Here is a 20,658-nt window from a genome sequence, read left to right on the forward strand (position 1 = left end):
CCCTACGAAGGGGTCACCCTGATGTGCGGGGGCAGGGCGTGGACGGTCGACTCGTCGAACTTCCCGGACAGCATCTGCAGGCCGGGGAAGGCCGTGGGAATCCGACGGGCGAGCACCGGGCCCGCGCCCGCGCCCGGGGGTACGTGGAGTTGTTCCACCGAGGGCAGGCACAGCCCCTCGGGGACGAGGTCGAGGGCCGATGCCGGTACGGCCAGCTCGGTGAGCTGCGTGAGCAGGGCGAGCTCCTGCCACTCGTCCGGGTGGCGCGGCGCCCAGTGCTCCCCGAGGGAGACCGACCGGAGACGACGGTGGCGGGACAGGCCGACGGGTCCGGCGGCGTCGGGCGTCACCGAGTAGACGTTCACACTGTCCAGCTCCACGCGAGGGGCGAACCCGTCCAGCGACCAGTTGGCGTGGGCGCCGCGGAGCACCAGGTGGCGCAGCGAGGTCCAGCCGGCGAGGACGGGGCCGATGGGCAGGAGGCCGCCGCGCAGGTCGAGCACGGCCGTCCGGACCGGCAGCCCCCTCAACCCCTCCAGGTCCTGGATTCCGGAGCAGTGGGAGATCTCGATGGAGAGCAGCGCGTCCTGGCCCCGCAGGAAGTCGAGGTCGGTGAGCAGGCCGTTGCCGCGCAGGGCGAGGTACTCGGCCCGGACCGCGCCCAGATAGGCGGTGAGGGCCTCGCCCGTCACCTCACCGACCACGTTCAGGTCCGATCGGGGCGAGAACTCCGCCAGGGCGGCCAGCTCCGCGTCCGACACGACCGTTACGTTCTGGGCCGGGGGAAGCCGGGAGATGACTTCGGCGGCGTAGCGGCGCGTTTCGAAGCGAGGCCAGAGTCTGGCCAGCTCCGCGCGGACCTCGTAGGCGGGGTGTTGGGCGAAGCCGGCGAGGAAGGGGACCGCGAGCTCCGACACCACCCCACCCGCGGCCTGGACCGTGTACAGGGCCGCCGGACCGGAGGGGACCTGTTCGGGCTGGGGGAGCAGTTCCAGGATCAGCGGTCCGATCCGCCCCAGCTCGCGCGCCGTGCCCACCCCGGTGGGCGGGATCAGCCGGCCTGCCTGCCACTGGACCTCCCGGCGCAGTGCGGGAGCCAGCTCGGCCGCGTACCCCAGGCAGGCCAGGGCGAGCAGGACCGACCGCTGGGATTTCCGGGCCAGCAGGGACTGGATGATCTCGGCGCGGTCGCGGGGGCGGCCCTGGGCCACCGCCATGCGGATGACGTCCTCCCACTGGTCGTCCTCCGCGTGGCCGGTCAGCTCGCCGAGGCCGCCCTCGTCCAGGGCCGCCCGGGCCCCCAGGAAGTCCTGGAAGGTGCGGTGGACGAACTCGACGCTGTTCTCCGTCGGGGCCCGCAGCAGGCCGGTGCGTTCCAGGAAGTGCGCGAACACGGCCGGTGCGCCGCCCAGGACGCCGGCGGCCGGTACGGCGGGCAGCGCGTCCTCGATCAGTGCCTCGGCCCGGGAGCGGTCCATTTCCGTGCGGCCGTTGCGGATCAGCCAGTACGCGAGCCGCTGGAGCAGCTGGAGCTGGGGTTCCTCGGCCAGGTCCGGCAGCCGCAGGCCGCGCTCGCGGTCGCGGCGGTGGAGCAGCATGGACAGGGAGGCCGCGTACAGCTCCTTGCGGCCCGAGGGCAGGAAGCCGCGGCGTTCGCGGTGCAGGGCGCAGATCATGCCGCACAGCAGCGGATTGGTGGCCAGCCTGGCCAGGTCCGGCTTCTTGGCGACGGAGTCCAGCAGCTGCTCCCGGTACTCCGGCGGGGTGTGGTCCGCGGCCGCGTGCCAGTGCTCGATGAAGGCCCGTACGTTCGCCGGGTTCATCGGGGTCAGGGTCACCTCGGAGAAGTCCACGGCGGCCAGCCAGTCCTGCCGGACCGCCGTGGGGCGGGAGGTCACCAGCCAGCGGTTGCCCGGGCAGGCGGCGATCAGGTCGGCCAGCCAGTCCCGGGCGCGGTCCCGCTCGGCCTCCGGGATCTCGTCGATGCCGTCGACCAGCAGCAGGGCGCGCCCGTCGCGCAGCACCCGGCCCTCCCAGCCTCCCGGGGCCTCCCCGGCCAGCGGGCAGCCCGCGAGGAAGTCGCGGGGCGCGGGCAGCCGCTCGCCGTGCCGGGTCAGGGTGCGCAGCGGCAGGACGAACGGGATGATCCCCGCCCCCGGGGTCCGGGCGGCGGAGACGGCCAGCCACTGGATGAGGGTGGTCTTGCCGGATCCGGCCTCGCCGCGCAGCAGGACGCGGGGGTGCTCGGCGAGCAGCCGGTCGGCGGGCAGGGAGTAGGGGGCGGGAAGCGCCTCGGCCCCGGTGCCCGCCCCGGAGCCGGCGTCCATCCCGGTTACGGGGGCGGTGGAGACCTCCAGGCTCACGTACGCGGTGTCCAGCGGCCAGCGGGAGGAGCCCGGGGCCAGGTCGAGGCCGAAGATGGTGAGGGTGCTGTGGCGCCGGGCCAGGTAGTCCAGGTACCGCTCCTCGAAGGCGGTGTCGCGGCCGTCCTGGCGGGGGACGCGGGTCAGCAGCTCGTCCACCTTGGCGATGGTCTCGGCGTGCAGCCGGCTCTGCTCGACCAGGGTCGCGGCCACGAAGGTGGAGCGCTGGGTGAAGAAGTTCAGGATGTGCAGGCAGGCCAGGTCCACCAGCCGTGCGTGGAAGAGCCCGGCGTCCCGGGAGAGCCCGGGATCCGGGGCGGCGGCCCGGAGCGTGCGGGCGAAGGCCTGCGGCCCGAGGCGGACGGCCTCCACGTCGGAGAGGGTGAGGTCGCCCAGCGCGTGCAGGGTGGCGGCGAGGGCGGCCGCGACGCCCGCCTCCTCGCCCGGGGGCAGGGGCCGCTCCCCGGGGGCCCGTAAGGCCTCCTTCACCAGGTGGTCGGCGAGCCCGCGCAGGTCCGCGGCGTCGAGTTCGCGTTTCTCCCGCCACGCGAGGTAGGAAGAGATGCGGTGCGGCCGGTCCACCAGGCCCGCTCCCGCTCCTTCGGTCCGGAAGAGTTTCCTGACGAGGGGTGTCACGACCCCCGAGGCCAGCCGGATCCCCACCACCGATGCGTCCACGAGCCGGAGCGTAGTGGCGGTTGCCCGCCGATGGTCCCGGTTCGGTGGGTCGATGGTCCCGGCGCCGGTGACAAGCCGCACAGAACAAATCGGACGTACTACGCGTATTCGTAGATCCAAAGGGCCCCGGGAGGGGACCTTAGTCCCAGGAAAACCGCCGTCAACAGGCCGGAGAGCCCGGACCTCGCTACGAGTTCGGGTAGTAATGGGGAGGTTTGGGGAAGTACGGGGGCTCGGGTTACCAAAGATGAGCCAGCCCGGCACGCGCTTCATCGTGCCGGGTCACTTCATGCCTCTGACAGGCGTGAAACCCCCCTCGTCCCCGGCCCCGGAGGTCTGCACATGTTCGCGAAGCGCGTCTACACCCGTCGTACCCGTATCGCTGTCGGCACCACCGCTCTCGGTGCGGTGCTGGCCCTCGGGGCGGGCACGACCGCCGCGTTCGCAGACGCCCCGCAGACCGCCGTCACCGCCAAGGCGGCCGGCGCCGCGGGTGCCGCGGGCGCCTCCAAGACCGGCCTGTGGGACAAGCCGCTGGAGAAGTACACGCTGTCCGCCACCTTCGGCAAGGGCGGCACCATGTGGTCCCACAAGCACTCCGGCCAGGACTTCGCCGTCGCGGTCGGCACCCCGGTCAAGGCCGCGGCCGCCGGCGTCGTCGTCAAGGCCGGCCCGAACGGCGGCGGTGACGGCCCCGCGTACGGCAACGCCATCGTGATCAAGCACGCGAACAACACGTACTCGCAGTACGCGCACCTGTCGAAGATCCAGGTCAAGATCGGCCAGAAGCTCAAGGCCTCGCAGCGGATCGCCCTGTCCGGCAACACCGGCAACTCCAGCGGCCCGCACCTGCACTTCGAGATCCGCACCACCCCGAACTACGGCTCCGCCGTCAACCCGGTGGCCTTCCTGCGCACCAACGGCGTCAGCGTCTGACCCGTCCCGACCGCCGCCCCCGCGGCGCACGTCGTACCGGCCGACCCGCCCTGCTCACCGATCAGGTGAGCAGCCAGGCATGGGTCGGCTTCGGCGATGGGTCGAGCTTCCCCTCCTTGTACCCGGCGGCCTGCTCCTCCGTGAAGGCCATGCCGTAGGTCTTGATGTTGTGCAGCGCGCCCTGCCACGGACCGGTCCAGATGTTGTGGTGCTTGGACCGGCCGAGCTGGAGCGGACCGGGGGCCTGCCAGATGGGCGGCACCGGGGTCTCGCCGGCCTTCTTGCCGTCCACGTAGAGGGCGATGGCCTTCTTCTCGGCGTCATAGGTGGCCATCAGCAGCGTGGGGGTCTTCACCATGCCGAGCCCCTCCGCGGTGACGGTCCGGGTGGTGGCCGCGGCGCCCTTGTCGCCCGTCTGCACGCGGAAGATCCAGGCCTGCTTGCCGTTCACCTCGTTCACGCCGAGCTCGAAGGAGAAGGACTCCCCGTCGCCCTGGCTCATGACGATCCGCGAACCCTTGGGGGCGGAGTTGTAGACGCGGGCCGTGACGGTGAAGCTCTTGGTCACGTCCACGACCGGCTCGGCCGACTGCCCCCACGAGTTCCCGTTGCCCTTGCCGATGACCTGGAACCGCTTGCCCAGCGTGCCGATCTTGAGGTCGGGGCCCAGCCTGATGCCCATCTTGCCGTAGCTGTCGCGCAGCAGGGTGTCGTCGCCCGCGACGGTGGCGGTGTAGGCCGCCGGCGAGGACTCGCCCGGTTCGGGCGAGCCGGACTGTGTGGGCTGGGCGTCCGGCTGGCCCCCCTCGTCACCGCCGTCGCCCATCAGGAAGAACGTTCCACCACCGGCCAGCAGTGCCAGTACGGTCACCCCGCCGCCCAGCATCCACAGCCGCTTCCTGCGCCGCTCGGCCGCCGAACGGTCGGCCATGGCCTCCCAGTTCGGCTGCTGCGACGCGCCGGGTATGTCCGACTGGCCGGGTCCACCCGGGTAACCCTGGTGGGCCGGCGGGTAGCCGTAGCTGCCGGCCGCGTCCTGCTGCTGGTACGGGTTCGGCTGCCCGCTCTGCGGATAGCCGTAGCTGCCGGCTGCGGTCGGGTGGCCGTACTCGCCCTGCGCGGGCGGTCCCGGCGGGAACCCGTATCCGCCGCTCCCGGGAGCGGGCTCGGGCTGCGGGTGGCTCGGGGGATTCGTACCGTCGGTCATGCCACGGATGCTAAGTCACGCACCCGTGTGCGGGTACGGCCCGGTACCCGTCCCGCCCGACCCGCCCCGGTTCACCCCTGCGGCAGCTTGAGGATCGGGAAGCTGCCCGTCGCCGTCGGCGCGTGTTCCGGAAGCCACAGCACCGCCACCGCGCCGGCCGCCGCGCCCGCGCGCTCCACGCCGCCCGGGGAGGCCACGTTGCGGAAGGTCAGCCGGGCGCCCAGCACCCGCGCCTGACCCTCCGCGATGGTCAGCCCCAGCCCGTGCCCCACGCCCGCGCGGTCCGTCGACCCGGTGCGGAAGCGGCTCGGCCCCTCGCGCAGCAGGGCCTCCGGGAAGCCCGGCCCGTGGTCCCGGACCCGTACGACCCGGCCCTCGACGTCGACCTGGACCGGCGGCTGCCCGTACCGCGCCGCATTGGCCAGCAGGTTCCCCAGGATCCGCTCCAGGCGCCGCGGGTCGGTGCTGACGATCTCGTCCGCGACGATCCGTACGGTCGCCTCCGGCATCAGCGAGGTCACCCGCCGGCTCACGAACTCGCCCAGCGCCACCTCCTGGAGCTCGGCCCGCTCCGACGCGCTGTCCAGCCGCGCCACCTCCAGCACGTCCTCGACCAGCGCACGCAAGGCCTGCGCCCGGTCCCGCACCAGCTCGGTCGGCCGCCCCGGAGGCAGCAGTTCCGCTGCCGTGAGCAGGCCCGTCACCGGAGTCCGCAGTTCGTGCGCGATGTCCGCGGTCACCCGCCGCTCGGCCTCCAGCCGCTGCTGGAGGGCATCGGCCATGGCGTCCACGGCCCGCGCGAGGTCGTCCGTCTCGTCCCGGACGACGCCACCGACCGCGTCCCGTACGCGTACGTCGGGATCACCGTGCGCCACCCGCTGCGCGGCGGCCGCGGCCTTGCGCAGCCGGCGTGAGATCTGCCCGCCGATGAGCACGCCGAGCGCCGAGCCGGCGATCACGGCGGACAGCCCGCCGATGACCAGGGCCCGGTCCAGGTCGGGGATCAGATCGGCACTCTCGCGCAGCGGTGTGTGCAGCGACAGCACCTGCCCGTTCCCGAGCGGCACGGCGGCCCACACCTCGGGCACCCCGCGCGGCCGTTCCTGGATATAGGTCCCGCGCCGCCCCGACTGCACCTTGTGCCGCAGCTCGGCGGGCAGTTCGGGGTCGTTGAGCTTGGCCCCCATGGGCGGCTTGCGCCCGGCCTCGGCGTTGCGGGAGATGAACTGCACGCGGTCCAGCTGCACCCCGCGGGCGCTCTCCAGCATCGACACACGGGCAGCGCTGTGCACCACCAGGCTCAGCGCGATCGTGACGAGGGCGCCCACGGAGGCGATGGCGACGGTGATCTTCCAGCGGATCCCCGTACGGAGGGTGAACCGTCTCATGCCTTGAGCTTGTATCCGAAGCCCCGGACCGTTTCGATCCGGTCCTGGCCGATCTTGGTGCGCAGGCGCTGGACGTGGACGTCGACGACGCGGGTGTCGCCGCCCCAGTCGTAGTCCCAGACCCGCTCCAGCAGGCGGTCGCGCGACAGGACGGTGCCGGGCGCCGAGGAGAACTCCAGCAGCAGCCGCATCTCGGTCGGCGTCAGCGCCACGGCGGCGCCCGCCCGGCGGACCTCCATGCCCTCGGTGTCCACCTCCAGGTCGCCGAAGGACAGCACCCCGCGCTCGGCGTCCGATCCGTTGTCGGCCGCGCCCGGGCCGCCGTTCTGCGGGCCGCCCGAGTGGTCGAAGCGGCGCAGCACGGCGCGGATCCGGGCGACGAGCACGGACCCGTCGAAGGGCTTGGTGACGTAGTCGTCGGCGCCCGCCTCCAGGCCCAGCACCACGTCGATGGAGTCGGCGCGCGCCGACAGCATGATCACCGGGACGGTGGACTCGTCGCGGATGCGGCGGCACAGGCTCACGCCGTCCATGCCCGGGACCATCACGTCCAGCAGGGCGATGTCGGGCCGGTTCGCGCGGAAGGACTCCAGCCCGGACAGGCCGTCGGGCATGGCCGTGACCACGAACCCGTCGCGTTCCAGCGCCAGGGTCGTGGCCTCACGGATGACGTCGTCGTCCTCCACGAACAGGACATGGGTCTCGGCCATGCGGGAGCCTCGCCTCGGTTCTTCTGTGCTCAGTGCTTCTGACTCGTGGCCGGGGCGGGCTGGACACCGCCGTCGACCACGTTGCTGTACTCCGAGTGAACTCGGTCCTGCTCGGTGAACTTCTCCCCGTTCCAGCGGTACGTGATCACGTCCTCGCCGGTCGGATAGGCGAGCGCGTCGCTCTTTCCGTACACCTGCTTCGTGACCACCAGGTCGCCCCGGTCGATCTCCGCGTAGACGGGTGGCTGTTCGTCCGAGAACACATTCTCGTACGTCGCGCCGTCGGCCCGGTACACGTAACTTCCGCGCCCCAGTGCGTCGGCGCAGGACAGGACGTTGACGACGATGTCCCCGACGGAGCTGCCGGTGACCTTCCCGTAGCTCACGTCCACGGGGTACTCCTTGCCCGAGCAGGGCTTGAGGTCCCGTTTGACCTCGGCGCTGACCTTGGGGTCCTTCATGAGCAGTGCGACGGGGTCGACCTTCTTCAGCGGCGGGCCCGACGGGGTGGCCGAGCCCGGGGAGGAGTCCTCGGAGGCCGGCCCCGAGGGCACGCTCTTGGCCATGGCGTCGGTGCGGGCCGGCCCGCCGTCGCGCAGGCCGGTGCCGCCGGTGGCGCAACCGACCGCGAACACGGCAGTGCCGACGAGGACGACCGTCCCCGCCGACATCAGCACCAGAGAACCTCCGGACAAACCTTGGCCGTTCAGGCCGCGCACCGCTCACGCCCCTCGTACCGCATGGTGTGGTCCCCGCGCTCCAGAGCGCGCATGTCCAGGTCCCGGCTCTCCAGCTCCTGACGGAGGCGGGCCAGTGCGCGGTGCAGGGTGCTCTTCACGGTTCCCGCCGACATCCCGAGCGCCGCGGCCGTTTCCTCGGTGCTCATCTGCTCCCAGTGTCGCAGCACGACCACGCTGCGCTGCTTGGGCGCGAGAACCTTGAGGATGTCCATGAGGAGGGCGCGGTCGGCGCGCTGGTCGGAGCCGTCCTCGACCGAGGCGTCGGGGAGCTGCTCGGTGGGGACCTCGTCGAGTTTGCGGGCGCGCCACCACTCGGTACGGGTGTTGATCATGACCCGGCGCAGGTAGGCGTCGGCCAGGGACTTGTCGGCGATGCCGTCCCAGCGGCCGTAGGTGCGCACGAGTGCGGTCTGCAGGAGGTCCTGGGCGTCGGTGGGGTCCGGGACCAGGCGCCGGGCACTGCGCAGCAGCGCGTCCTGCCGGGTGCGTACGTACTCCTCGAATTCGAGTACCTCGCCGTGCGCCATCTCTGACCGCCTCCGCTGCCGTCCACCGCTCATCCGCTGCCTTACGGATCCGAAGGTACGGAGGGGTTGTCACGGCCCTGTGCGAGCCAGCCTTCGGTGGACGCACGGACACCCATAGGTTGTGTAACAACCCCCGTGAGCTGCGGTTTCCCGGCAGGAAGCGGAATGTCCGCGTCAGCTTCTACCGGGTCTGCGGGACGGCCTGCGGCAGCCGGTAGAGACCTCCGTCCAGGGGTTCCACCAGCCCGTCGGACACCAGCCCGTCCAGCGCCCGGGCCCGCTGCACCGGCTCGTCCCAGACCGTGTCGAGCACGGCCTGCGGAACGGCGCCCGCCGCCTCGCGGAGCACGGCGAGGAGCTTGCCGCGCACCTGCCGGTCGGTCCCGGCGTACGTCTGCCCGCGTCGTGGCGGACCCTCGTGCGCCGGCTTCCCGGCGAGGCGCCACGCGCACAGCCCGGCCACCGGGCAGCGCGCGCAGTCGGGGCTCTTGGCCGTGCACACCAGCGCCCCGAGCTCCATCGAGGCGGCCGCCCAGCGGGCCGCGGTCTCCTCGTCCTCGGGCAGCAGGGCCCGGGCGAGGCGCCGCTCGGCGGCGGTCGTCGCGTTCGGCGGGTACTCGACCCCGGTCGCGGTGCGCGCGAAGACCCGCCGGACGTTCGTGTCGAGGACGGCGTGCCGCTGCCCGTACGCGAAGGAGGCCACGGCCGCCGCCGTGTACTCGCCGATGCCGGGCAGGGAGAGCAACTGGGCGTGGTCCCGCGGTACGTCGCCCCCGTGCCGTTCCGTTATCGCCACGGCCGCCCCGTGCAGGCGCAGCGCGCGGCGCGGGTAACCGAGCCGGCCCCAGGCCCGCACGGCCTCGCCGGGGGCCTCGGCGGCCAGGTCCGCGGGGCGGGGCCACCGGGCGAGCCACTGCTCGTAGACCGGCAGCACCCGGCTGACGGGCGTCTGCTGGAGCATGAACTCGCTGACCATGACCCCCCAGGGGCCGGCCTCGGGGCGGCGCCAGGGCAGGTCGCGGGCGTGCTCGTCGAACCAGGCGATGACAGGGGAGTGCAGCGCGTGGCAGGAGTCGGCGGATACGGCCGTGGAGGAAACGGGAGATGCAGTCATGGCAGACGGCATCCTGGCACGTTTCGCCTCCCTCGGCGCGCCGGACCGGGACCGGTGCACCGGACGACGGCCGCCTTGCCGCCCGCCCGCGCGGCGGCGGTGACCGTACCTGCGGGCAATGCCACGGGCTGGGTGCCGCCGCGGTAGAGACCGGAGAGTGCCCATGGTTACCGAACGTACTCAAAGCGGCCCAATCTCCACGTCAGCCGTTTGGCCGGATCCCGGCGCCCGTGATTGCGCCCGCAGGATGATCATCGGCAAATCGAGCCCGCTGCGCGGCATGTGGGGCACCGATCGGGCCGCGAACTCTCGTAAAGTTCCGTCCGTGGGATCTCTGCGCAATCCGGTCGGGCCGCTCCCCTCCTCCATCTACTGGCGACGGAGGGCTGTGCTGGCTTCTGTTGTCGCGCTCCTCGCGCTCCTCGCCGTATGGACCGTCAGTTCCGGTGGGGGGAGGACGAGTACGAACGGAAAGGGCCAGGGCCGCCCCGATCCCGTCGGCTCGATCACCCCCGGCCCGGCCGGCACCGGGCCCGCGATCAGCGCGGCCCCGGGCGGGCGCCCGGAGTCGGGCGGCGGTGGCAGCACCGGCTCCGAGGGCGACTCCACGGGCGGCGCGGGCAAGAACGGCGAACCGGGCGGCGGCACGGGCTCGAACGGCGGCTCGGGCTCCGGCGGCGCCGCGGGCGGCCCGGCCCAGGTCCCGGCGGACTCCCCGCTCCCCACCTGCGCGCCGGGTGCGCTGCAGTGGGAGGTCAAGAGCGCAAAGAACGAGTACGAGGCGAACGAGAAGCCCCGCCTCGAGCTGGTCGCCCGCAACACCTCCGGAACGACCTGCAAGGTCGACCTCGGCCCGAAGCGGGCGGTCCTGACCATCCTTCAGGCGAGCAGCAGCAAGGCGGTGTGGTCCTCGGCGGACTGCCCGGCGGGCGCGGGCAACGCCTTCTTCCGGCTCCCGGCGCAGGGCGAGACGAAGCAGTCGCTGGACTGGGACCGCCGGTTCAGCGCGGCCGACCAGTGCCAGACGCCTCCGGCGGGGGCAGCGGCTCCGGACACCTACGTGGTCGAGGTCAAGGCCCCGGGCATGCCGGTCGCCCGCACCTCGTTCGTCCTCAAGCAGGACTAGGGGGTGTCCCGCCGCACGACCCGGCGGCGGGGCGGGCGAACGTCAGACGTAGCGCTCCAGGATGGACGACTCGGCCAGGCGGGACAGGCCCTCGCGGACGCTGCGCGCACGGGCCTCGCCCACCCCGTCGACCGTCTGCAGGTCGTCGACGCTCGCGGCGAGCAGCTTCTGCAGCCCGCCGAAGTGCTCCACGAGCCGCTCGATGATCGCGCCCGGCAGCCTCGGCACCTTCGCCAGCAGCCGGTACCCGCGCGGCGACACGGCCGAGTCCAGGGTCTCGGGCGAGCCCGTGTACCCCAGCGCCCGCGCCACGATCGCCAGCTCCAGCAGCTCCGGGTGCGTCAGCGCGTCCAGCTCCGCCAGCGCCTCGTCCACCGTGCGGGAACGCTTCGCCGTCGGCTCCGGCACGTAGTCCCGGATGACCAGCTCCCGCTCCTGCTCGATCCCGACCGTCAGCTCGTCCAGCTGCAACGACAGCAGTCGCCCGTCCGTGCCCAGTTCGACCACGTACTCGGCGATCTCGGTCGCGATCCGGCGGACCATTTCCAGCCGCTGGGCGACCGCCGTCACGTCGCGGACGGTGACCAGGTCCTCGATCTCCAGCGCCGACAGCGTGCCCGCGACCTCGTCGAGGCGCAGCTTGTACCGCTCCAGCGTGGCCAGTGCCTGGTTCGCCCGCGACAGGATCGCCCCGGACTCCTCCAGGACCCGCCGCTCCCCGTCCACGTACAGCGCGATCAGCCGCATCGACTGCGACACCGACACCACCGGGAAGCCGCACTGCTTGGAGACGCGGTCGGCCGTTCGGTGCCGCGTGCCCGTCTCCTCCGTCGGGATCGACGCGTCCGGCACCAGCTGCACACCGGCCCGCAAGATCTTGGTGATGTCCTTGTCGAGGATGAGCGCGCCGTCGAGCTTGCACAGCTCGCGCAGCCGGGTCGCGGTGAACTCCACGTCCAGGACGAAGCCGCCGGTGCACATCGCCTCGACGCTCTTGTCCATACCGAGGACGAGGAGCCCTCCGGTGTTGCCGCGGACGATCCGTTCCAAGCCGTCACGCAGCGGCTGACCTGGTGCGACCGCGCTCAGCGAGGCGCGCATCATGGCCTCCTGCTTGGAGCTGGCGCCCGACTTGCCGGATGCTGCTGCCCCGTCCTTGGCTGCCACTGCACTCCTCCGGTCGCGGGTTGCGCCGCCCAGCGCCGCGGGCACGAGGACGTGCGTACGGCCGGGCGGACCATCCCGAAGTCTACCGGCGCGCGCCGCGGCCCCGCCGTGGCTTGGCCAGGTACGGCCCGGCAGGGCCCCGTACGGACCCCCTGACCAGGGGATCGTCCCGCCGGGGGAGTCCCCGGGTCGCCGCCGGCCCGTCCCCGCCGTCTCCCCGGCTCAGCCCCCGGGCGTGTTACTCCGCGGACCGCTCCCTGGCCGGCGTACGGGACCGGCCGCGCGGCAACACCCGTAGCGCGTCGCCCATGTCGGCCACCTCGATGACCTTCATCCCGGCCGGCACCTTGCCCGGATCCGCCGGGACCAGCGCGTGCGTGAACCCCAGCCGGTGCGCCTCCGCGAGCCGCCGCTGCACGCCGGTCACCCGCCGCACCTCGCCGGCCAGACCGACCTCGCCGATCGCCACGAGGTTCTTCGGCAGCGGGACGTCACTGGCGGCGGAGGCCAGCGCGAGCGCGATCGCCAGGTCGGCGGCCGGCTCGGTGAGCTTCACGCCGCCCACGGTGGCGCTGTAGATGTCGCGCTTGCCGAGCGCGGTGATCCGGCCGCGCTGCTCCAGCACCGCGAGCATCATCGAGACGCGCGAGGTCTCCAGGCCCGAGGTCGTCCGCCGGGGGGAGGGGATCTGCGAGTCCACGGTCAGCGCCTGCACCTCGGCGACCAGCGGACGCTTTCCCTCCAGGGTCACGGTCAGGCAGGTGCCGGGAACGGCCTCGGCGCGCCGGGTCAGGAACAGCCCGCTCGGGTCGGCGAGCCCGGTGATCCCCTCGTCGTGCAGCTCGAAGCAGCCGACCTCGTCGGTGGCCCCGTACCGGTTCTTGATGCCGCGCACCAGCCGCAGCCGGGCGTGCCGGTCACCCTCGAAGCTCAGCACCACGTCGACGAGGTGCTCCAGCAGGCGGGGCCCGGCGATGGCCCCGTCCTTGGTCACGTGGCCGACGAGGAGGGTGGCCATCCCGCGCTCCTTGGAGGCCCGGATCAGCGCCCCGGCCACCTCCCGGACCTGGGCCATGCCGCCGGGCGCGCCGTCGATCTCGGGGGAGGCGACGGTTTGTACGGAGTCCAGGACCAGCAGGGAGGGCTTCACGGCGTCGAGGTGCCCGAGCACGGCGGACAGATCGGTCTCGGCGGCCAGATAGAGGTGATCGCTGAGGGCGTTGATCCGGTCGGCGCGCAGCCGCACCTGGCTCGCCGACTCCTCGCCCGTGACGTACAGCGTGCGGTGCTCGTCGCTGGCCGCCTTGGCCGCGACGTCCAGCAGCAGCGTGGACTTCCCGACGCCGGGCTCACCGGCGAGCAGCACGACGGCGCCGGGCACGAGCCCGCCGCCGAGGACCCGGTCCAGCTCGTCGACGCCGGTGCTGCGGGCGGTCGCCGTCCGGCCGTCGACCTGCGCGATCGGAACGGCGGCCGTCGAGACCCGGCCGGCGGCGGTGGTCCGCACGGCGGGCGCGCCCATCTCCTCGACGGTGCCCCAGGCCTGGCACTCGGGACAGCGGCCGAGCCACTTCGCGGTCGTCCAGCCGCAGTCGGTACAGCGGTAGGACGGCCGGTCCTTGGCGGATGAACGAGCAGTGCGGGCAGCCATGCCGCTCACGGTAGCCGCCCCCACCGACAGCCAGGACCGGGCTGCCGCTCGCGACGGCGGTCGGGGACGGTGGTCAGGGCGCCGGCCGCGACGGCGGAGAGGCCGCGTTGCCCCGCGCGTCAGGGCCCGCGTCAGCGCCTCACCGATCTGTTCACCCGTAAGGGCCAATTGTGGTGAAGGCTTCCAGGGCGTCACCGGCGTGCCGCCTACGGTCGCCAGGTGAACAGCAGCAGCCAGGCACACTCCTCACCGCGCACCGGCGCACACCGGGCGCACGGGCGCACGCCCCACGAGGGCGAGCAGCCGCCGCCGTTCCGGCACGAGCCCTACCTGGACGGCCTGTTCACGTACTGCCTGTCGGTCCTGTGCGACCACGACACCGCGACCGACGTGCTCGGGGACGTCCTCGCCGTCGCCGAACGGCATCCCGGCCGCTGCCCCGACGAGGGGGACCGGCGCGCCTGGCTCTACGCGCTCGCCCGCTGGGGGTGCCTGCACCGGCTGGCGGAGCAACGGCGCACGCGACAGGGAGCGCATTCCACCCGGCGTGCGCCGGAGCACGCGGAGCGCGACCGTGCGCCGGGCGGCGACACGGCACCGGGCCACGGCCAGGAAGCCCACCGTCCTCTTGACGTGAGCGCCTATCGCCGTACCGAGCTGGCCCGGCTCGCCTGGCCCGAAGCCGCCGGCACCACCCCCGAGCAGCGCGAGGCCCTCGAACTCGCCGTCCGCCACCGCCTCGGCGTCCCCGAACTCGCCGCCGTCCTCGGCACACCCCCGGCCGCCGCCCGCGAGCTGCTCTCCGGCGCCGCCTGCGAGGTGGAGCGCACCCGCGCCGCCCTCGCCGTCGTCGAGACCGGCAACTGCCCCAGCGTCTCCCGGCTCACCGGCGACGAAGGCGACGGCAACGTCCTGCTCTCCAGCACCCTGCGCGCCGAGCTCGTCCGCCACGTCGACGACTGCCCCCGCTGCCGGCGTGCCGCCGAACGCGTCGGTGCCGCGGGCCCCTGGCCCGGCTCCGGCGGCATCAACACCGCCGCCCTCCCCCTCGTACCCGCCCCCCGCACCGCCGTCCACGCGGCGATGCTCCGCTCCGGCCGGGTCCGCGGCCGCGGACCCGCCCCGCGCTTCGACCGCACCGGCTTCCCGATGGACCCCAGGGACCGCGCCGCCCGCCGTGACCGGCTGCGCGCCCGGGTCGTGACCACCACCGTGGTCGCCACCGTCGTCGCCGCCCCGGCCCTGGCGCTGTGGGCGGCGTACCGCGGTGACCCCGGCACGGGCGAGCCCGCCGGCGGTGACTCCACCCGTATCTCCGCCAGCGAGTCCGAGCTGCCGACCGCGCGGACCGACGGCCGCCCGCTGACCGCCTACGAGAACGCCGGCAACGCCACCACCACCGGCGGCCCCGGCTTCGCCCAGAGCGACACCGCCTCCGACGTCTCCGTCGAAGTGATCAGCACCGGCCCGCCGGCGACCCCCGACCATCCCGGCCGGCCGGGCCAACTCGCCGTGGCCGCCTCTGCCCGGGGCGCGGTCACCCTGCTCACCCTCACCGCCACCGGGAGCGCCCCGGTGGACTGGCGGCTCTGGTCCGACGCGCCCTGGCTGCGCGCGAGCCGGACCGCGGGCACGCTGGCCCCAGGAGAATCGGTCACCCTACGGATCGCCGTGGACCCCGAGGCCCAGCCCGTCGGCGCCTGGACGGCCCGGGTCGGGGTCGACCCGAGCGGCGCCGTGGTCTCCATCCAGGGCCGGGGCCGCCCCGCGTCGACGCCCGCACCGCCCACCCCGAACCCGACGCAGCCCGCGACCCCGCCGCCCTCGCCGGACCCGACGCAGCCGCCCACGCCGGCCCCGTCCCCGACGGACCCGACGATCCCGCCGCCGTCCCCGACCGCCTCGCCCACCCCGACGGAGGGCTCAGGCGGAACGGTTTCCCCCGACCCGGACCCGGTCCCGTCCGCGACACCGGGCCCCTGAGAGGGCGTCCGGTCAGGCAGGATCCGCCGGGTGCGGGGCCATCGGCAGCAGCGAGGCCAGCCGCGCCTCGCACAGCTCCACCAGCGCGTCGTACCCCTCCTTGCCCATCAGCTCGATCAGCTCGGGGCGGTACGACACGTACACCGGCTCCCCGGCACCGTGCGCCGAGGTGGCCGACGTGCACCACCAGTGCAGGTCGTGGCCGCCCGGACCCCAGCCGCGGCGGTCGTACTCACCGATCGACACCTGCAGCACACGGGTGTCGTCGGGCCGGTCGATCCAGTCGTAGGTCCGGCGGATCGGCAGCTGCCAGCACACGTCCGGTTTGGTCTCCAGCGGCTCCCGGCCCTCCTTCACCGCGAGGATGTGGAGCGAGCAGCCGGCCCCGGCGGGGAACCCCGGCCGGTTCAGGAAGATGCACGCCCCGTCCCAGCGGCGGGTCTGCTTCTCCCCGTCGTCGTCGTGCTGCGTCCACCCGCTCTCGCTGCCGACGTCGTGGAACTGCCACAGCTCCGGCGTCAGCCGGGCCACGTGCTGCGCGACGCGCTGCTCGTCCTCGTCGTCGGAGAAGTGCGCACCGAGCGTGCAGCAGCCGTCGTCCGCCCGGCCCGCCTGGATGCCCTGGCAGCCGCTGCCGAAGATGCAGGTCCAGCGGGAGGTCAGCCAGGTCAGGTCACAGCGGAAGACCTGCTCGTCGTCGGCGGGATCGGGGAACTCCACCCAGGCCCGGGGGAAGTCGAGCCCCTTCTCGTCGGCCACGACCACGACCTTGTCCTTGCCGCCCTTGGCCTTGGCCTTGCCCTTGACGGTGTCCTTGCCCGTGTCCTTCTGCGACCGGGTCTTGTTGGCCTTCTTCGTATTTGGCACAAACCCAAGCCTATGCGCCCCTTACACAACCCCCGTGTCTTCCTCGCAGTAGCGTTTCCCCCTATGAGACTCGGTGTCCTGGATGTGGGTTCGAATACGGTCCATCTTCTGGTGGTGGACGCGCACCCCGGCGCGCGCCCGCAGCCGGCGCACTCGCACAAGGTGGAGATGCGGCTGGCGGAGCTGCTCGACGAGCACGGCGCCGTCACTCCCGAGGGCGTCGAGCGTCTCGTCTCGGTGATCGGCGACGCGGTGCAGGCCGCGGAGGACAAGGGGTGCGAGGACGTCCTCCCCTTCGCGACCAGCGCCGTACGCGAGGCCACGAACGCGGACGAGGTCCTGGCGCGGATCCGGGTGGAGACCGGCGTCGACCTGCCGGTGCTCAGCGGCGAGGACGAGGCCCGGCTCACCTTCCTCGCGGCCCGCCGCTGGTTCGGCTGGTCCGCCGGGAAACTGCTGGTCCTGGACATCGGCGGCGGCTCGCTGGAGATCGCGTACGGGATCGACGAGGACCCGGACGCGGCCGTCTCCCTCCCGCTGGGCGCGGGCCGCCTCACCTCGGGCTGGCTCCCGGGCGACCCGCCGGACGCGCTGGACATCCGGGCGCTACGGCGACATGTGCGGGCGGAGATCGCCCGCACGTTCGGGGAGTTCAGCCGTTTCGGTACGCCGGACCACGTGGTGGCGACCTCGAAGACCTTCAAGCAGCTGGCCCGCATCGCGGGCGCGGCCCGCTCGGCGGAGGGCCTGTACGTACAGCGGGACCTGAGCCGCAAGTCCCTGGAGGAGTGGGTCCCGCGCCTGGCGGCGATGACCACGGCCCAGCGCTCGGCCCTCCCGGGCGTCTCGGAGGGCCGGGCGAACCAGCTCCTGGCGGGTGCGCTGGTGGCGGAGGGCGTGATGGACATCTTCGGCGTGGACGACCTGGAGATCTGCCCGTGGGCCCTCCGCGAGGGCGTGATCCTCCGCAGGCTGGACCACATGCCGGCGCCGGGGGTGTGAGGGGGCCTTCGGGGGCGGGGTCGTGACGCTGGTCGGGGGCTTCGGCGGCGGGAGCTGCTCGGGCGGCATCACAGTCGCGTAGGGGGTTTCCCGTCAGTCTCATCGTCTCTCCGGTTCGGGCCGGTCCCTCAAGGGCGCTCGTTCCTCGCGTCGCTGCGCGATGGCCTTCGGCCACCCTTGACCGACCGTCCCGCCCCGGAAAGTCGAAGACTGCCGGGAAGCCCCCAAAAGAACGGGCCGGTCCAAGCTTTCAGGGACGGGGCGGTCAGAGATGCCCGGCCCGGTCGGGCGCAAGAGGCACGACCGACAGGCGGGGCCCATCACAGCCATCGGCCGGATCGGGGAGCGCGTCCAATCGCTACGCGCTCCTCACCTCTCAGCGTCAGCGACCCTCCTGGGGCTGGGCATAAGCCGCCCACGAGCTCGGTCCGGCACGGATGCGTTGGCGTTCAGAGCGTGAGGAGCCGGACGAGCAATACCGTCACGGTGCCCACCGTGACGAGCGACCCCAGTCCGGTGAACAGCAGGGCGACCGTCTTCGTGTCCCAGCCCTCGATCGCGAACCGGTCGGGCTGATCGGGGTCGTATCGGACCGTGACGTTCGCTCCGACGCGGAAGGCGCCTCCGACCGATCCGCGGCCAAATTGGGATTCGTATTCGCAGGCGCGTCCGTCCCGGGCCGTCCAGGCCGCGACCGGGTGGTAGTACGTCGCGCCCTCATCGCCCCGGCTGGTCTTGTGACGCACGATCCGAGCCCGTGCCGTGACGCCTTTCCGGCGAATCAGGCTGGCACGGCGCAGGCCGTACACGCCGAAGGCGAGGAACACCGACCCGATCGTCAGGGGTATGAGGGAGAAAAGCCATTCGCGTCCCATGATCTGTTCGACGCGCGTGCCGGAGGTTCGGTTGCGACCGGGCGTCGGACAGCGGCTATTCCGAGGTGTACTCGGGTCAGCGCGAGTGGGCGCCTATGGGTGCCGGTTTATGGTCTCGTCCTCGCCCTGACCCGCCCCCACCTCAGCTCAGCCGAGGAATCAGCCGTCAGTCCCTCTCACCAGCCCCTGACGGCCGTCGGTCGCAGTCAAAGAGAGTGTGCTGAGGCTGTGGGCGGCTCATGCCCAGCCCCAGGCGGTCGTCGGACGCATGTCGAGTGCCGAACCGAGGTCGTGGGCGGCTCATGCCCAGCCCAAGACGGTCGTCGGACGCCGAGAGGTGAGGAGCGCGTAGCGATGTGGCGCGCCCACCGACGCGGGCCGGTCTGGATGGGCCCCGTCTGTCGGACGTGCCTCTTGCGCCCGACCGGGTCGGGCATCTCCGACCGCCCCGTCCCTGAAAAGAAGCACCCGGCTCGTTCTTTTGGGGGCTTCCCGGCAGTCTTCGACTTTCCGGGGCGGGACGGTCGGTCAAGGGTGGCCGAAGGCCATCGCGTAGCGACGCGACGAAGGAGCGCCCTTGAGGGACCGGCACGAACCGGAGAGACGATGAGACTGACGGGAAACCCCCATACCCATCCCTGATGCCGATCAACTGGCTCCCGCCCACCCGACCCCACCCCCCACCCCCCCACCCCCCGATCCGCCCCCGCCCCCGCCCCCGCCCCCGTGTCCCCCGTCACGGCGACCCCCGCCCCCGGGCCCGTACCCTGTCTCCGTGGCAGAACCAGTCCGTGTCCCGAGCGCGAAAGTCGCCCTCTCCACCGCCTCCGTCTATCCGGAGTCGACGGCGACCGCCTTCGAGATCGCCGCGCGCCTCGGTTACGACGGCGTCGAGGTCATGGTCTGGACGGACCCGGTCAGTCAGGACGTCGACGCCCTGCGCCGGCTGTCGGACCACCACGGGGTGCCGATCCTGGCCGTGCACGCGCCCTGCCTTCTGATCACCCAGCGGGTCTGGTCCACCGACCCGTGGACCAAGCTGCAGCGCGCCCAGGCGGCGGCCGAGCGGCTCGGGGCGAGCACCGTGGTCGTCCATCCGCCGTTCCGCTGGCAGCGCCAGTACGCGCGGGACTTCGTCACCGGCATCTGGCGGATGGCCGACGAGACCGACGTCCGGTTCGCCGTCGAGAACATGTACCCCTGGCGCTACCGCGACCGCGAGATGCTCGCGTACGCCCCCGAGTGGGACGTGACGAAGGACGACTACCGCCACTTCACCGTCGACCTGTCGCACACCGCGACGGCCCGCACCGATGCCGCCGCGATGATCGACCGGATGGGCGACCGGCTCGCTCACATCCACCTCGCCGACGGGAACGGATCGGCCAAGGACGAGCACCTGGTCCCGGGCCGCGGCACGCAGCCGTGCGCCGAGCTGCTGGAGAGCCTCGCGCGGACCTCGTTCGACGGGCACGTGGTGATCGAGGTCAACACCCGCCGGGCGATGTCCTCCGCCGAGCGCGAGGCCGATCTCGCCGAGGCGCTGGCCTTCACCCGCTTGCACCTCGCCACCGCCGAGCGCGACGGGGCCCGCCGCCCGTGACCGACGCCGCCGGCACCCCCAAGCCCCGCCGCCGCGGCCCCGGCCGCCCCCGGCAGGACGAGGCCGACGACGGCCCCGGCACCCAGGAGCGCATCCGGCTCGCCGCCCGCGAGGTGTTCGCGGAGCGCGGGTACGACAAGACGTCCGTCCGCGGCATCGCGAAGGTCGCCGGCGTCGACCCGGCGCTGGTCCACCACTACTTCGGCAGCAAGGACGACCTGTTCGCCGCCGCCATCGAGGTCAGCCTCGAGCCCGCCCTGGTGGTCCCCGCGATCATCGGCGAGGGACCGGACGGCATCGGCGAGCGCCTGGCCCGCTACTTCCTGGGCGTCTGGGAGAACCCGGTCACCCGGGTCCCGCTGCTCGCCGTGATCCGCTCCGCGCTCACGCACGAGGCGGCCGCGAAGGTGCTGCGGGGCCTGGTGCTGCGGCGGGTCCTGGAGCGCGTGGCCGCCGACCTCGACGTGCCCGACCCGACCTTCCGCGCCGAGCTCGCCGCCTCCCACATGGTGGGCATCGCGATCCTGCGCTACGTGGTCCAGGTGGAGCCCCTCGCGTCCGCCGATCCGGAGAAGATCGTGGCCCTCGTCGCGCCCACGCTGCAGCGGTACCTGACCGAGGAATGAGCCCGCCGTCCCGGCATCCGGACGCGCTGTCCGGATCGCGGGCAGTGGGCGTAGCCTCGTATCTGAGCCATATCCGCAGTCGCGGCTGACCGTAC

Annotated in this window: 17 protein-coding genes; 6 read left to right on the top strand and 11 right to left on the bottom strand. The window is 73.0% G+C overall.

Translation table 11 applies throughout. The features are described from left to right. Positions 1-2: 2 nt before the first annotated feature. Positions 3-3,041 (bottom strand): NACHT domain-containing protein, encoded by a 3,039-nt coding sequence (locus ACGFZK_RS17935; RefSeq protein ID WP_393849812.1) that lies wholly within the window; start codon positions 3,039-3,041, stop codon positions 3-5. A 342-nt stretch (positions 3,042-3,383) separates the two neighbouring features. Here ACGFZK_RS17935 and ACGFZK_RS17940 point away from each other — a divergent pair, with 342 nt between their 5' ends. Beyond that, entirely contained in the window at positions 3,384-3,977 is a 594-nt protein-coding gene (locus tag ACGFZK_RS17940; RefSeq protein WP_393849813.1) for a M23 family metallopeptidase, read from the top strand. A 61-nt stretch (positions 3,978-4,038) separates the two neighbouring features. Here the strand turns inward: ACGFZK_RS17940 and ACGFZK_RS17945 are convergent, their stop codons facing one another. From ACGFZK_RS17945 to ACGFZK_RS17970, 6 genes are all read right to left on the bottom strand, one after another. Continuing rightward, complete coding sequence (locus ACGFZK_RS17945) at positions 4,039-5,184, bottom strand: LamG-like jellyroll fold domain-containing protein (protein ID WP_393849814.1); 1,146 nt, start codon at positions 5,182-5,184, stop codon at positions 4,039-4,041. A 71-nt stretch (positions 5,185-5,255) separates the two neighbouring features. Then, the gene (cseC, locus tag ACGFZK_RS17950) at positions 5,256-6,572 is read right to left on the bottom strand and encodes a two-component system sensor histidine kinase CseC (RefSeq protein WP_393849815.1); all 1,317 of its coding nucleotides are present in this window, start codon (positions 6,570-6,572) and stop codon (positions 5,256-5,258) included. Continuing rightward, positions 6,569-7,282 (bottom strand): two-component system response regulator CseB, encoded by a 714-nt coding sequence (gene cseB, locus ACGFZK_RS17955; protein ID WP_393849816.1) that lies wholly within the window; start codon positions 7,280-7,282, stop codon positions 6,569-6,571. Before cseB ends, cseC begins: the two co-directional genes overlap by 4 nt. 29 nt (positions 7,283-7,311) lie before the next feature. After that, complete coding sequence (locus ACGFZK_RS17960; RefSeq protein WP_393849817.1) at positions 7,312-7,953, bottom strand: hypothetical protein; 642 nt, start codon at positions 7,951-7,953, stop codon at positions 7,312-7,314. A 35-nt stretch (positions 7,954-7,988) separates the two neighbouring features. Then, positions 7,989-8,549: a SigE family RNA polymerase sigma factor gene (locus ACGFZK_RS17965; protein WP_267723034.1), complete on the bottom strand. Its 561-nt coding sequence runs from the start codon at positions 8,547-8,549 to the stop codon at positions 7,989-7,991. Positions 8,550-8,730: 181 nt separating this feature from the next. Then, positions 8,731-9,663, bottom strand: coding sequence for an A/G-specific adenine glycosylase (locus tag ACGFZK_RS17970; protein WP_393849818.1), 933 nt, complete (start codon positions 9,661-9,663; stop codon positions 8,731-8,733). Positions 9,664-10,051: 388 nt separating this feature from the next. Here ACGFZK_RS17970 and ACGFZK_RS17975 point away from each other — a divergent pair, with 388 nt between their 5' ends. Next, positions 10,052-10,789: a hypothetical protein gene (locus tag ACGFZK_RS17975; protein ID WP_393849819.1), complete on the top strand. Its 738-nt coding sequence runs from the start codon at positions 10,052-10,054 to the stop codon at positions 10,787-10,789. 42 nt (positions 10,790-10,831) lie between these two features. Here the strand turns inward: ACGFZK_RS17975 and disA are convergent, their stop codons facing one another. Both disA and radA read right to left on the bottom strand, forming a co-directional pair. Beyond that, positions 10,832-11,956 (bottom strand): DNA integrity scanning diadenylate cyclase DisA, encoded by a 1,125-nt coding sequence (gene disA / locus ACGFZK_RS17980; protein ID WP_393849820.1) that lies wholly within the window; start codon positions 11,954-11,956, stop codon positions 10,832-10,834. Between the two features lie 238 nt (positions 11,957-12,194). Further along, positions 12,195-13,607: a DNA repair protein RadA gene (gene radA / locus ACGFZK_RS17985; protein ID WP_393849821.1), complete on the bottom strand. Its 1,413-nt coding sequence runs from the start codon at positions 13,605-13,607 to the stop codon at positions 12,195-12,197. A gap of 219 nt (positions 13,608-13,826) precedes the next feature. On the opposite strand from radA, the gene ACGFZK_RS17990 reads away from it, so the two are divergent. Further along, the gene (locus ACGFZK_RS17990) at positions 13,827-15,590 is read left to right on the top strand and encodes a hypothetical protein (protein ID WP_393849822.1); all 1,764 of its coding nucleotides are present in this window, start codon (positions 13,827-13,829) and stop codon (positions 15,588-15,590) included. A 12-nt stretch (positions 15,591-15,602) separates the two neighbouring features. On the opposite strand, the gene ACGFZK_RS17995 is transcribed toward ACGFZK_RS17990, so the two are convergent. Beyond that, on the bottom strand, positions 15,603-16,355 hold the full coding sequence (locus ACGFZK_RS17995; protein ID WP_393849844.1) for a hypothetical protein: 753 nt from the start codon (positions 16,353-16,355) through the stop codon (positions 15,603-15,605). 165 nt (positions 16,356-16,520) lie between these two features. Between ACGFZK_RS17995 and ACGFZK_RS18000 the strand changes: the two genes are divergently transcribed. After that, a complete protein-coding gene (locus ACGFZK_RS18000) occupies positions 16,521-17,459 on the top strand; it encodes a Ppx/GppA family phosphatase (RefSeq protein WP_393849823.1) in 939 nt (312 codons plus the stop codon). 449 nt (positions 17,460-17,908) lie between these two features. Here the strand turns inward: ACGFZK_RS18000 and ACGFZK_RS18005 are convergent, their stop codons facing one another. Then, on the bottom strand, positions 17,909-18,334 hold the full coding sequence (locus ACGFZK_RS18005; RefSeq protein ID WP_393849824.1) for a DUF3592 domain-containing protein: 426 nt from the start codon (positions 18,332-18,334) through the stop codon (positions 17,909-17,911). A gap of 775 nt (positions 18,335-19,109) precedes the next feature. On the opposite strand from ACGFZK_RS18005, the gene ACGFZK_RS18010 reads away from it, so the two are divergent. Further along, the gene (locus ACGFZK_RS18010; protein ID WP_393849825.1) at positions 19,110-19,937 is read left to right on the top strand and encodes a sugar phosphate isomerase/epimerase family protein; all 828 of its coding nucleotides are present in this window, start codon (positions 19,110-19,112) and stop codon (positions 19,935-19,937) included. Next, a complete protein-coding gene (locus ACGFZK_RS18015; RefSeq protein WP_393849826.1) occupies positions 19,934-20,563 on the top strand; it encodes a TetR family transcriptional regulator in 630 nt (209 codons plus the stop codon). The genes ACGFZK_RS18010 and ACGFZK_RS18015 overlap by 4 nt, the downstream gene beginning before the upstream one ends. Positions 20,564-20,658 lie beyond the last annotated feature (95 nt).

Source organism: Streptomyces sp. NPDC048257, from assembly GCF_043201855.1.
In the GTDB taxonomy this organism is placed as follows: Bacteria; Actinomycetota; Actinomycetes; order Streptomycetales; family Streptomycetaceae; genus Streptomyces.

Bases quoted from the DNA above. Each gene is read 5' to 3' on its own strand.
- ACGFZK_RS17940 (WP_393849813.1), top strand. From the start codon at position 3,384: ATGTTCGCGAAGCGCGTCTACACCCGTCGTACCCGTATCGCTGTCGGC.
- ACGFZK_RS17945 (WP_393849814.1), bottom strand. From the start codon at position 5,184: ATGACCGACGGTACGAATCCCCCGAGCCACCCGCAGCCCGAGCCCGCT.
- cseC (WP_393849815.1), bottom strand. From the start codon at position 6,572: ATGAGACGGTTCACCCTCCGTACGGGGATCCGCTGGAAGATCACCGTC.
- cseB (WP_393849816.1), bottom strand. From the start codon at position 7,282: ATGGCCGAGACCCATGTCCTGTTCGTGGAGGACGACGACGTCATCCGT.
- ACGFZK_RS17960 (WP_393849817.1), bottom strand. From the start codon at position 7,953: ATGTCGGCGGGGACGGTCGTCCTCGTCGGCACTGCCGTGTTCGCGGTC.
- ACGFZK_RS17965 (WP_267723034.1), bottom strand. From the start codon at position 8,549: ATGGCGCACGGCGAGGTACTCGAATTCGAGGAGTACGTACGCACCCGG.
- ACGFZK_RS17970 (WP_393849818.1), bottom strand. From the start codon at position 9,663: ATGACTGCATCTCCCGTTTCCTCCACGGCCGTATCCGCCGACTCCTGC.
- radA (WP_393849821.1), bottom strand. From the start codon at position 13,607: ATGGCTGCCCGCACTGCTCGTTCATCCGCCAAGGACCGGCCGTCCTAC.
- ACGFZK_RS18000 (WP_393849823.1), top strand. From the start codon at position 16,521: ATGAGACTCGGTGTCCTGGATGTGGGTTCGAATACGGTCCATCTTCTG.
- ACGFZK_RS18005 (WP_393849824.1), bottom strand. From the start codon at position 18,334: ATGGGACGCGAATGGCTTTTCTCCCTCATACCCCTGACGATCGGGTCG.